The following is an 11747-nucleotide window of genomic DNA, read 5'->3' as shown; positions in this document are numbered from 1 at the left end:
CTCATCGCGGGCAAGCCCGGCTCCCACAGTTGACCGAGTTGTTTGGGGAAAAATCGATCCTCTGTGGGAGCCGGGCTTGCCCGCGATGGCGATTTAAAGAGCGCCCAAAATCCCCAAGGCTTCGCATTTCGCGAACGCTCGTTGCCAACTGACGGTTGGATTTCTATCGCCCCTGTCCTCTAGCCTTGGCCCCACATTCCAAGAACAAGAGGTACACCCCATGACGGCTCCCCTGAGCGGTATCAAGGTGATCGAGATCGGCACCCTGATTGCAGCGCCATTCGCCGCCCGGCTGATGGCTGAGTTTGGCGCCGAGGTGATCAAGATCGAAGCCATGGGTCAGGGCGATCCGCTTCGCAAATGGCGAAAGCTGCATGAAGGCACCTCGCTGTGGTGGTACCTGCAATCGCGTAACAAGAAGTCCCTGGCGCTTGACCTCAAGTCCGCAGAAGGCCTGGAGTTGGTCAAGCAACTGCTGGGCGACGCCGACGTGTTGATCGAAAACCTGCGCCCCGGCGGCCTGGAAAAACTCGGCCTCGGCTGGGACGTGCTGCACGCCCTCAACCCCAAACTGACGTTGGTGCGCATTTCCGGCTACGGCCAGACCGGCCCTTACCGCGACCGCCCGGGCTTTGGTGCCATCGGCGAGGCCATGGGCGGCATTCGCTACACCACCGGCAACCCGGATTCGCCACCGGCGCGGGTGGGCGTGAGCCTCGGTGATTCCCTGGCCTCGCTGCACGGCGTGATCGGTGCGCTGATGTCGCTGCTGCGGGTCAAGACCGGTCAGGGTGACGGCCAGATTGTCGACGTGTCCCTGGCCGAAAGCGTGTTCAACCTGATGGAAAGCCTGGTGCCCGAATACGACATGCTCGGCCATGTGCGTGAACGCAGCGGCGGCGCCTTGCCGGGCATCGCACCGTCCAACACCTACCTGACTGCCGACGGCGCCTACGTGGTGATTGCCGGCAACAGCGACCCGATCTACAAGCGCCTGATGCTCGCCATCGGCCGCGCCGACCTGGCCGAAGCGCCAGAGTTTGCCCACAACGATGGCCGGGCAGCCAAAAGCGGTGTGCTGGATGCTGCCATCACCCACTGGACCAGCAGCCTGCCCATCGACCAGGTGCTCATTGCCCTGGAAGCGGCCGAAGTACCGGCGGGGCGTATCTATTCAGTGGCCGATATCGTCGCCGACCCGCACTACCAGGCCCGCGACATGCTGCTCAGTGCCGAGCTGCCCGGCGGCCTCACGGTGAAGATGCCCGGCATCGTGCCCAAGCTGTCGGAAACCCCCGGCGCGGTGAATTGGCAGGGCCCGAGTTTGGGCCAGCACACTGATTCAATCCTCGGCGACCTGGGCCTGAGCGGCGCCGACATTCAACGCCTGAAAACCTCGGGAGTGGTGCAATGAAAAACTATTGCGATGCCCTGGTCGTGCAGGAAGTCTCGCCCCGGGACGGCCTGCAAATCGAGCCGACCTGGGTCGAGACCGTCGACAAGATCGCCCTGATCGACCAACTGTCCCTGGCCGGGTTTTCCCGGATCGAAGCCGGTTCGTTCGTTTCGCCCAAGGCCATTCCCGCGCTGCGCGACGGCGAGCAGGTGTTCCAGGGCATCACCCGCCGCCCCGAGATTATCTACGTAGCGTTGATCCCCAATCTCAAGGGCGCCCAGCGTGCCATCGAGTCGCGGGCTGATGAGTTGAACCTGGTGATGTCCGCCAGCCAGACCCACAACCTGGCCAATATGCGCATGCGTTGCGAAGCGTCGTTGGCGGCATTCGGCGACATCGTGAGCTTTGCCGGCGGCTATCCGGTGCGCCTCAACGGCAGCATCGCGACCACCTTCGGTTGCCCGTTCGAGGGCAAGATTGATGAAGACCGCGTGCTGCAATTGGTCGATGCCTACCGCGAATTGGGCATCCAGGGCATCAGCCTGGCCGATACCACCGGCATGGCCAATCCGCGCCAGGTCGAGCGCTTGGTCAAGCGCGTGCTCGAGCGTGTTCCGGCCAGCGACCTGACCCTGCATTTCCACAACACCCGTGGCCTGGGTTTGTGCAATGTGCTGGCCGCCTACGGGGCCGGTGCCCGACGGTTTGATGCGGCACTGGGCGGCCTCGGTGGCTGCCCGTTTGCGCCCGGCGCGTCGGGCAATATCTGCACCGAAGACCTGGTGAACCTGTGTGAAGAAGTCGGGATTCACACCGGCATCGACCTGCCGCACTTGCTGAAGCTTTCGCGGCAATTGCCGGCCTTGCTTGGCCACGAACTACCAGGCCAGGTGGCCAAGGCCGGGCGCAACTGCGACCTGCATCCGCCACCGGCCTACATCGCGACCTTGTAAACCGCCCACCAGACAACAAAAACAATCGGACGCCTGCGAGCAGTCCGCTGGAGAGAAACAATGAGCCTGAATACGTTGGAGGCCGGCGTGCGCCCGGCCGCTGAACACGATGCCGAAAAAGCCCTGGTGAGCAAGGTCGCCTGGCGCCTGATGCCGCTGATCATGGTCTGTTATCTGTTCGCGTTTTTTGACCGCATCAACATCAGCTTCGCCAAGTTCCAGTTGCAGACCGACCTGAGCCTGAGCGACACCGCTTACGGCCTGGGCGCCGGGCTGTTTGTGGTCGGCTATGTGATCTTCGAAGTGCCGAGCAACATGATGCTGTACAAGGTCGGCGCCCGTCGCTGGATCGCGCGCATCATGATGTCGTGGGGGCTGGCGACGGCGGCCATGGTGTTTGTCACGGCCGAATGGCAGTTCTATGGGCTGCGTTTCATCATCGGTGCGATGGAGGCGGGGTTCGCGCCGGGCGTGTTGTATTACCTGACCTTGTGGTTCCCGCAGCACTACCGTGGGCGCATCACGTCGATGCTGTTCCTGGCGTCGGCGTTTGCCGGGCTGGTGGGCGCGCCGTTCTCCGGGCTGGTGCTGGAACACCTCGACGGCGTGCTGCAAATGCGCGGTTGGCACTGGTTGTTTTTGCTGGGTGGCTTGCCCTGCGTTGGCCTGGGTTTCCTGGTGCTGAAGCTGCTCAAGGACCGCATCGAAGACGCCCACTGGCTGACCCCGTCGGAGAAGACCTTGCTGGCCAGCCGCATTGCCGTGCATGAGCCCCACAAAAGCGGCGGCTCGTTGCTCGCCGCACTGCGTATCCCTGGCTTCCTGATGCTCGGCTTTATCTACTTCCTGATCCAGGTGGCGTCCTACGGCCTGAACTTCTGGGCGCCGCAACTGATCCGCAGCGCGGGCACCCAGAGCCCGGTGATGATCGGCCTGCTGACGGCGATTCCCTACGTGTGCGGCGCTATCAGCATGGTGGTGATCGGCCGTTTGTCCGACGCCACCGGCGAGCGCCGCAAGTTCGTCAGCGGCCTGGTGGCGCTGGGCGCCGTGGGGTTCTTCTGTGCGGGGATCTTTGCCGATCACACCACATTCCTGATCGTTGCCTTGAGCTTGCTGGGCGCGGGCATCATCGCCTCGATCCCGACGTTCTGGACGCTGCCGCCGAAGTTGTTGGCCGGTGCCGGTGCGGGCGCGGCGGGCGGGATTGCGGTGATCAACACGTTGGGCCAGTTCGGCGGTATCGTCAGCCCGGTGATGGTCGGCCGGATCAAGGATCTCACCGGCAGCACCACGCCGGCGCTGTATGTCATCGGCGTGTGCGCGCTGGTCGCGGCGGCGCTGTTGCTGTGGGGCTTGCCGCAGAAGCTGCGCACACTCGACAAGCACTGATCAGCCGGTGGTCACCAATGATCGGGTGGGCGTGGCGCTGAACTGAATCAGCGCCACGCCGCCGATCAACATCAACGCCCCGATCAACCGGGGCGCGGTCAGTTGGCGCTCCACCAGCCCGAACAGGCCGAAGTGATCCAGCATCAACGCGGCGATGATTTGCCCGGCCATCGCCAAGGCGACGAACCCCGAAGCGCCGAGCTTGGGCATCAAAATCAACGCCAGCGAAATAAAGCACACGCCAAACGCACCGCCGCTCCACATCCACAGCGGCGCCTTGGTGATAAAGCCAAGGTTGGGCAGCGGCAGGCGCAGGGCCAGGATCACCGGCAGCAACACGATGATGCTCACCAGCAGCGAGGCGAGGGTGGCCCATAGCGGATGGCCCAGGCCGCGTCCCAGGTTGGCGTTGATAGCACTTTGAAACGGCACCACCGCCCCGGCGAACGCCGCCAACAGCAATAAACCCACCCAATGCAACGTCGTCATGATCCATCTCCCAGAGGTTTTGCTGGACTCTAGGCTATTCGTCGCGCAAATTTAAATTCCAGATTCTTATGCAGAACATGCAGCCGATGAATGATCTTCGACGTATCGATCTTAACCTGCTGGTGATCCTCGACGCCTTGCTCAACGAGCAACACGTGACCCGCGCTGCCGAGCGCCTGCATTTGAGCCAGCCGGCGGTGAGCCACGCCCTGGCGCGATTGCGCGATGTGCTGGGGGACCCGTTGCTGGTGCGCCAAGGCAGTTCGCTGGTGCCCACCACACGCGCGCTGGAACTGGCCATGCCGCTGGCGCAAGCATTGGCCCAGGTACAGGCGCTGCTGGCGCCGAATCGCTTTGATCCAGCTTCGGCCAAACGCACCTTTCGGGTGGCCATGTCGGACTACAGCGCGGCGATTTTCCTGCCGGGGCTGGTGCGCACCTTGCGCCGCGAAGCGCCGGGGATTGATTTGCAGGTTATCCAGGCCAGTCGCGAAGGCATGCTGGATGGCGTGCTCAATGGCGACATCGACGTGGCCGCCGGGGTGTTCCCCGACATGCCTGCCGAACTGCGCAGCACCCCGTTATTTGAAGAGCATTACGTGTGCCTGGTGGACCGTGACAGCCTGTCGCGAAGCGGTGCGCTTGACCTGCCCACGTACTTGGCACGGCCTCATGTGTTGCTGGAAATGCGCGGCAGCGGCACGCCGGAAATCGAACGGGCATTGACCGCGATTCGTGAGCGGCGGCACGTGGCGATCAGCTTGCCTCATTGGGGTGTCGCGCCGCAGTTGATCCAGGGCACGGACCTGATTCTTACCGTGTCGTCTCGCGGGCTGCTCAACATTGATCATGAGCAACTGTTGGCTGTGCCGCCGCCGTTTCATATTCCGTCGTTTGCGTTTGTGCTGGCCTGGCATTCGCGGCGGGGTGGGGACCCGGCGTTGCAGTGGTTGAATGGGCAGGTGCAGGAGGTGCTAAAGAGGTGATTACGTGTCACCAGGTTTTTGGTGGTTGGCGGCGCATATGAAACAAACGCAGGACTTGTAGTCGGCCGTCTCGAATACGGTACGGCACCAGATAAGGCCACCGAGACATTATCCATTCGCGGGTACCTGCAACGCGTCCTTCGCGACCCATGGCAGGAAACTCGGCAAGATGCTCAAGCCCTGCCCGGACGGCTTGAACGAATTCATGAGCTGCCTTTGGATTTTCCTGAGCAATGTAAGCCGCTTCGTCATCCAGGTTTTGGAGTGCTGCCTTCAACCACTCAACGCGCATTGGTGCGCCATTTGCTCGCCACAGCGTCCACTTCGGCCGCAGTTGCAAAGTCACCCGCATCGGCTTCTTTCAAGGCCTTTTGAATGTCCTCGATTTGCCATGCTTCACGCGTCAGGTATTCACGTAACGCGTCGACGACGAGGAACGATTTGCTGCGCCCGGTGGCTTTGGCGAGGCTGGCGAGTGTTTCGGAGATGTCTTCAGGTAGGCGTAATGACATTATCGACATAAGTGCCTCGATGTAGTGGTGTGTAATACAACATACTACATTGTCATGGCTATGGTGGCGTACTCCGTTCGTCGTTGTCGAAGCGGCACGGGTCGCGGGGCGCTACCCGTTCTTGCCAGGCATCCTGTTGGGCCTGACAACCGTTCGTCGCGCCGGGAAGTTTTTTCTAAACCTTTACCGCGCTGAAAATTCAGATTCAAGGCGGGGCTTGTTTCCCTGCGCCTGTTTATTACCTGGAGGAACCCATCATGAGCCGCATGGCTATCCGGTTACGCACCGCCAGTTTTGCGATGCTGCTGGGCCTCGGCGCCAGCAATGCTTTCGCCCAGTCGCCTGCCGATTTCATCGAGCAGGCTTCGGCCAAGGGCATGGCCGATATTGAGACCAGCCGCATGGCACACGCCAAGACTTCGTCCCAGGAGATCAAGGACTACACCATCGAAGTCATCAATGAACGCACCCTGGCCAATCAGCATCTGGCCGCCATCGCCAAGAAGCTCGATTTGCCGGTGGCGCCACGGGACAAGATCGTCGACAAGGCCGAATCGCTGATGCCGCAGCTAAAGGACGGCGATTCGTTTGACGCGGCCTACACCGCGCAGCAGATCAAGGCCAATGAAGATGCGATCGCCCTGTTCAAACAGGAAGGCGCCGAGTCTGATATCCCGGAAATAAAGGCATTGGTGGACGAGACGTTGCCCAAGTTGGAAGAACGCCTGGAGAAAGCCCGGGCGCTGGCATCGACTTACGGAAAAGGCCACCAAGGCGACGGTTGATCGGCCTGAGTACCTATAAAGAACGGCGACCGGGATATTCCAGCCGCCGTTTTTTTATGCCTGGTTCAAATCGGTCTTGGCCCGGCCATGTTCATCCGGTGTGTCGGTGACCATGGTGGTGACGGTGATGGATTCGCTGTCGCCGATGGTCTTGTATTCCTTACGCAGTTTTTCCAGTTCCTTGCGATCCATGCCGTCCAGGCTCAACACGGCGTTTTGCGCATCCTTGGTAGCGCGCAGCAGTTCGTCGATCTTGATATGCAAAATATCGTTGTCGCGGTTTTGCGTGTTCTGGATCAGGAACACCATCAGGAAGGTGATGATGGTCGTGGAGGTGTTGATGATCAGTTGCCAGGTGTCGTTGTAGTGGAAATAAGGCCCGCTCAAACTCCACAGGAAGATCAACGCCACCGCCGCGTAGAACGTGCGGGCACTGCCTGCCCAGCGGGACAGGGACTGCGAGACTGCGGAGAATTTCATGACCGTTTTCCTTAAAAGTGGGTGATGAAAATATTGACCGCAGGCGCGCTTTGAAATTTCTTTTTACAATTGGAAGTTTGAATAAAATTGTACGGTTATCGGCAGAGCGTTCAGGCGCGCTCCTCCAGCGCCAACAAGTACTGCTTGGCCTCAAGCCCGCCGGCAAACCCGGTCAAGCCGCCCGACGCGCCAATCACCCGATGGCACGGCGCAATAATCGAAATCGGGTTGCGCCCGTTGGCTGCTCCCACCGCTCGCACTGCCTTGGGGTTACCGATCTGAGTGGCGATCTGGCTGTAGCTGCGGGTTTCACCAAACGGAATGGTCAGCAGCGCCTGCCAGACTTTTTTCTGGAAGTCGGTGCCGGCAAAGTCCAGTTTCAGCTCGAAACGGTTGCGGGTACCGGCGAAGTATTCCTTTAACTGCCGCGTGGTTTCCTGCAACACCGGGCTGTTGTTGGCTTCTTGCAGGGCACCCAGCCGGACACGGTTGGGACGCTCTTTTTCCCACAGGATGGCGGTGAGTTTTCCGTCACGGGCCACCAGGGTCAGTTGGCCGACGGGGGAGGGCATGAGCGTGTATTCATAGGACATGGTCGGGCGCCTTTTTTTAGTGTGCAGCGCTACTCTAGATCTGCCGGTACAGGGTGAAACTACGTTTCTTGCGGTTGAATTCGCAAGATATTTAGAAGTTCCAATAAACCCAATTGGCGTAATACGGGTACCAGTAAAGCCACGAGAGCCAGTACAGTGCCTTGAGTACCGACGCAGTGCTTATGAGAAAAAAGGACGCGATGTTGAACACTGTGATAATCACGGCAAACACGGTCACATGCCGGCTGGCGTACAGTTGTGCAAACCGGGCGCCGTAGACAGAGGCTGCGATGGACGCCAGCACAAGAACGAGCCCGAACGGAAATGGCAGCGTCAGAAACGAGAGCAGCAGAGGGGTGACCAGTACCCAGCCCAGTACCTTGCGCAGTATGGGCCTTGGTGTGCGTTGTGCGGGAAGGAGCATGCAGGGTCCTTGTTCAGAGGCGACGAGTGAGCATCATCGTGGCCTCAGTGGGTTGTGGCCGTCGGAGTTTGCTTAAATGCCATTATCGGTCCTGCAGCAACTTATCAATGACCGTCATGAACGCTTCAACCATCAAGCTTCGTCCTTCAGCTCGGGTAAGAACCAACAACTGCGCATACGCGTCCAGATCCACCAACGGTCGATACGTCACGCCCTTGTTCATCAAGCTCTGGGTGCACGCCGGCACCAGCGCCACACCTTGCCCTGCCGCCACCAGCGCAATGATCGAAGTGATCTGCCGTCCCGTTGGCCCGGCACGCAATGGCAAACCCTTGTGCCGGTAAAGCTGCTCGATGGACTGGTTAAGCCCCGAGCCGTAATCGGTGGGAAACAGAATCAGCGGATACCCACTCAACTGCGCCAGGCTGACCTCGGCCTGGCTGGCCAACGGGCTGTCGCTGGACACCGCCGCCACCAGCCGCTCCTCGCCCAACGACAACGCCTGCACTTGCGTCTGGCCATCCTGGGGCAGCAAGCGGCTCAGGCCGATATCCAGGCGGCCATCGGCTACCTGCGCGCCCAGGCTGCCGGAGGCGCATTCCACCAATGTCAGTTGCACATCCGGGAAACGTTGGGCAAAGGCTTGAATCGCCTGGCTGAACAAGTCCGACAGGGCAATCGAACTAACGTAACCCAAAGCCAGTTGCCCGGCGGCACCTGCGGCCAGCTTGCCGGCGATGACTTCGGCGAGGTCGACCTGCTCCAGCACGGCACGGGCGTAGGGCAGGAACGAACGCCCCTGCGGAGTGAGCGAAACCGTGCGGCTGGTGCGGTCGAACAGGCGAAACCCCAGCTCGGCCTCCAGCGCGGAAATCTGCCGGGTCAACGGCGGCTGGGCCAGGTGCAGGCGAATAGCGGCGCGGCCGAAGTGCAATTCTTCGGCGACGGTCAGAAAGTAACGCAGCTTGCGTAGGTCGAGCATCCTGGCCCCAGGGTATTGATCGGTTCGAAATTGGTATTGGTCTCGGGTGCGCGGGTCATTCTATAAAGGCCTCTGATAATAAAACGAGAGGTTTCATGAAACCGCGCCTGCATTGTGCCCGTCTTGCCCTGTTCCTGTGTGGCTGCGCGGCGTTTCTCAACCTCTACGCCACCCAAAGCATTTTGCAGGCCTTTGCCACCCGCTTTCAGGTGAGCGCCAACGCAGCGGGCTGGAGCATTACCGTCACCACCTTGGCCGTGGCGCTGACCGCACCTTTTGTCAGCCGCCTGACCGGGCGTTTTGAGCAGCGCACGGTGATCTCGGTGGCCGCGCTGTTGCTGGCCGTGCCGGCGCTGATGACCGCCTATGCCACCAGCTTTGCCGAACTGCTGGTGTGGCGCTTTATTGAAGGCATGCTGATACCGGTGGTGTTCGCCACCAGCGTGGCCTACATCGGCGATCGCTGGCGCGGCGGCACCGTGACCGAAGTCACCAGCCTGTACGTGGCCGGCACCGTGCTCGGCGGGTTTGCCGGGCGTTTTGTCACCGGCGTGATGACCGAGTACGTCGGCTGGCGTGAAGCCTTTGAGCTGTTGGCGGTGTTGAGCCTGATGGTGGGCGGATTTATCCAGTTTCTGCTGCCGGACAATCCTCCCCGAGTCGCGCGAGCTTCGACCATTTGGGCCGATGTGCTCGGCACTCCGCTGTTGGCTGCCTACGCCGTAGGATTTTGCGTACTGTTCTCCCAAGTGGCGACGTTTACCTACGCCGGCCTGTACCTCAGCCAAGCGCCCTTTGACCTTGGCCCAGCGGCGCTAGGCACCATATACATGGTGTTCCTGCTGGCTTTGGTAGTGATCCCCATCGCCGGTCGCCTGAGCAAATTCCGCCCGCAATCCGAACTGCTGACCGCCGCCGCGGCGCTCGGTGTATGCGGCTCGGCGCTGACCTTATTGCCATCCCTGTGGTGCATCGTGTGGGGCCTGGCCTTCAGCTCCACCGGCGTTTTTCTCGCCCAGGCCGCTGCCAGCGCCTTCACCACCGCCACCGCCCGCCACAACAAAGCCGGTGCCGTAGGCTTGTACCTCACCTGCTATTACCTGGGCGGCAGCTTTGGTGCCGTCGTCCCGGCGCTGATCTGGGGGCGTTGGGGTTGGGTGGGCTGTGTGGTGCTGATCATTGGTTTCCAGCTACTGTCTTTGCTGATTGCCCTGGTGGGCTGGAAGCCCCTCCAACCTGAACTGAGCAAGACCTCATGAACGACGCCGTTGCCTTGCCCGTACCCGAGACTTCCGCCCGTCGCCGCTCGTTGATTGCAGGCTGCAGCGCCCACGCGATTCACGATGGCCTGACCGATGTGATCTACGTGCTGCTGCCGATCTGGCAAGCGCAGTTCGGCATGACCTACGCCCAGATCGGCCTGCTGCGCGGTGCCTATTCCGGGATGATGGCGGTGTTCCAGCTGATGGCCAGCCGCGCCGCCAAACGCTGGGGGCGCGCACCGATGCTGGTGGGCGGTACGGCGCTTGCCGGTATTGCCTATCTGTTGGTGGGGCAGGCGACCGGGTTGGGCATGTTGTTGCTGGCGCTGCTGTTGGGTGGGTTGGGCGCGAGCACCCAACATCCACTGGCTTCTTCGATGATCACCGATACCTATGAGGGCGGAGGCGGGGTCAAGGAGGCGCTGTCGCAATACAACTTTTCCGGGGACATTGGTAAGACACTGGTTCCCGGGCTGGTGGGACTGTTACTGACGGTCATCAGTTGGCGCGCGAGCGTTACGCTTTTGGGCCTGTTGGGGTTGGCGGCGGCGGGGTTGCTGTGGTGGCTGATCCCCACGCAAGCAGCGGCGTCCACTTCCGGGAAAAACGCCAAGACACCGGTAGGAAGCGGCTCTGTCAGCGGCCTGCGTGCGCTGATCGTCACCGGCACTCTCGACAGTGCCGTGCGCATGGGGTTTCTCACGTTTTTGCCGTTTCTGCTGCAAGCCAAAGGCGCTGGCACTGCGGGCATTGGCCTAGCGCTGACCATGCTGTTTGTCGGTGGTGCCTTCGGCAAATTGCTCTGCGGCTACCTCGGCGCACGCATCGGCATGATGAAAACCGTGTGGCTGACGGAGACCAGCACCGCGGTGTTGATCGTGGCGGCGGTGTACCTGCCGTTGACCGGGTTGATGGTGATGTTGCCGGTGTTGGGGCTCGCGTTGAACGGCACGTCTTCGGTGCTCTACGGCGCGGTGCCAGACCTGGCGGGCGCAGGTAAACGGGAACAGGCGTTTGCGGTGTTCTACACCGGCACCATCGGCGGTGGCGCGTTGGCGCCGGTACTGTTTGGCGGGCTGGGGGACTCGATGGGCGTGCCGGTGGCGGTGATGGTGTTGGCGGGGATGTTGTTGCTGACATTGCCGTTGGCGTGGGAGGTGCAGCGGGGAGTGGTGCTCGAAAGATAGCCGTCTTTTCGGATGGTAAATTCAGTTCCTTGTGGGAGCTGTCGAGCATTAGCGAGGCTGCGATGGGATCGCTGCGGTGTACCTGGCAGACCGCGTCGCCTGCATCGCGGGCAAGCCCGGCTCCCACAGGGAATGCATCCCGATTTGGGAGCGCCGCGGCTCTAATGTGGAGTGGTGCTCGAGAGATAGCCGTCTTTTCGGATGGTAAATTCAGTTCCTTGTGGGAGCTGTCGAGCATTAGCGAGGCTGCGATGGGATCGCTGCGGTGTACCTGGCAGACCGCGTCGCCTGCATCGCGGGCAAGCC

At 61.3% G+C, this 11747-nt stretch carries 14 protein-coding genes; 7 read left to right on the top strand and 7 right to left on the bottom strand.

What is annotated here, in order from left to right; all coding sequences use genetic code 11:
* Positions 1-220: 220 nt before the first annotated feature.
* The 3 genes from ACZRN6_RS33045 to ACZRN6_RS33035 are packed head-to-tail and all read left to right on the top strand — an operon-like array spanning position 221 to position 3741.
* Positions 221-1414 carry a CaiB/BaiF CoA transferase family protein gene (locus ACZRN6_RS33045; RefSeq protein WP_322143698.1) on the top strand — a complete coding sequence of 398 codons (1194 nt, stop codon included), beginning with the start codon at positions 221-223 and terminating at the stop codon, positions 1412-1414.
* Positions 1411-2349: a hydroxymethylglutaryl-CoA lyase gene (locus ACZRN6_RS33040; protein ID WP_464009758.1), complete on the top strand. Its 939-nt coding sequence runs from the start codon at positions 1411-1413 to the stop codon at positions 2347-2349. Before ACZRN6_RS33045 ends, ACZRN6_RS33040 begins: the two co-directional genes overlap by 4 nt.
* A 60-nt stretch (positions 2350-2409) precedes the next feature.
* A complete protein-coding gene (locus ACZRN6_RS33035; protein ID WP_322143700.1) occupies positions 2410-3741 on the top strand; it encodes an MFS transporter in 1332 nt (443 codons plus the stop codon).
* Here the strand turns inward: ACZRN6_RS33035 and ACZRN6_RS33030 are convergent, their stop codons facing one another.
* A complete protein-coding gene (locus ACZRN6_RS33030; RefSeq protein ID WP_464009757.1) occupies positions 3742-4230 on the bottom strand; it encodes a DMT family transporter in 489 nt (162 codons plus the stop codon).
* 77 nt (positions 4231-4307) lie between these two features.
* Here ACZRN6_RS33030 and ACZRN6_RS33025 point away from each other — a divergent pair, with 77 nt between their 5' ends.
* On the top strand, positions 4308-5216 hold the full coding sequence (locus ACZRN6_RS33025) for a LysR family transcriptional regulator (protein WP_464009768.1): 909 nt from the start codon (positions 4308-4310) through the stop codon (positions 5214-5216).
* A 7-nt stretch (positions 5217-5223) separates the two neighbouring features.
* On the opposite strand, the gene ACZRN6_RS33020 is transcribed toward ACZRN6_RS33025, so the two are convergent.
* Together ACZRN6_RS33020 and relB are read right to left on the bottom strand one after the other, a co-directional pair.
* The gene (locus tag ACZRN6_RS33020; protein ID WP_464009756.1) at positions 5224-5508 is read right to left on the bottom strand and encodes a type II toxin-antitoxin system RelE/ParE family toxin; all 285 of its coding nucleotides are present in this window, start codon (positions 5506-5508) and stop codon (positions 5224-5226) included.
* The gene (gene relB, locus ACZRN6_RS33015) at positions 5498-5737 is read right to left on the bottom strand and encodes a type II toxin-antitoxin system RelB family antitoxin (RefSeq protein WP_464009755.1); all 240 of its coding nucleotides are present in this window, start codon (positions 5735-5737) and stop codon (positions 5498-5500) included. The genes ACZRN6_RS33020 and relB overlap by 11 nt, the downstream gene beginning before the upstream one ends.
* Positions 5738-5985: 248 nt before the next feature.
* Here relB and ACZRN6_RS33010 point away from each other — a divergent pair, with 248 nt between their 5' ends.
* A complete protein-coding gene (locus tag ACZRN6_RS33010) occupies positions 5986-6513 on the top strand; it encodes a DUF4142 domain-containing protein (RefSeq protein WP_322143704.1) in 528 nt (175 codons plus the stop codon).
* Positions 6514-6567: 54 nt separating this feature from the next.
* On the opposite strand, the gene ACZRN6_RS33005 is transcribed toward ACZRN6_RS33010, so the two are convergent.
* The 4 genes from ACZRN6_RS33005 to ACZRN6_RS32990 form a co-directional block, all read right to left on the bottom strand.
* Positions 6568-6993: a low affinity iron permease family protein gene (locus tag ACZRN6_RS33005; RefSeq protein WP_322143705.1), complete on the bottom strand. Its 426-nt coding sequence runs from the start codon at positions 6991-6993 to the stop codon at positions 6568-6570.
* 110 nt (positions 6994-7103) lie between these two features.
* A complete protein-coding gene (locus ACZRN6_RS33000) occupies positions 7104-7586 on the bottom strand; it encodes a methylated-DNA--[protein]-cysteine S-methyltransferase (RefSeq protein ID WP_464009754.1) in 483 nt (160 codons plus the stop codon).
* A 91-nt stretch (positions 7587-7677) separates the two neighbouring features.
* Positions 7678-8010: a hypothetical protein gene (locus ACZRN6_RS32995; protein ID WP_464009753.1), complete on the bottom strand. Its 333-nt coding sequence runs from the start codon at positions 8008-8010 to the stop codon at positions 7678-7680.
* 82 nt (positions 8011-8092) lie between these two features.
* The gene (locus tag ACZRN6_RS32990) at positions 8093-8992 is read right to left on the bottom strand and encodes a LysR family transcriptional regulator (RefSeq protein ID WP_322143708.1); all 900 of its coding nucleotides are present in this window, start codon (positions 8990-8992) and stop codon (positions 8093-8095) included.
* A gap of 95 nt (positions 8993-9087) precedes the next feature.
* On the opposite strand from ACZRN6_RS32990, the gene ACZRN6_RS32985 reads away from it, so the two are divergent.
* On the top strand, positions 9088-10251 hold the full coding sequence (locus ACZRN6_RS32985; RefSeq protein WP_464009752.1) for an MFS transporter: 1164 nt from the start codon (positions 9088-9090) through the stop codon (positions 10249-10251).
* Positions 10248-11441, top strand: a complete 1194-nt coding sequence (locus ACZRN6_RS32980; RefSeq protein WP_464009751.1) for an MFS transporter — start codon at positions 10248-10250, stop codon at positions 11439-11441. Before ACZRN6_RS32985 ends, ACZRN6_RS32980 begins: the two co-directional genes overlap by 4 nt.
* The last annotated feature ends 306 nt before the right edge of the window (positions 11442-11747 follow it).

It is taken from the genome of Pseudomonas sp. A125, from assembly GCF_055409485.1.
The sequence above is the reverse complement of the archived record's forward strand: the minus strand, read 5'-3'. Positions and strand labels throughout refer to the sequence as shown.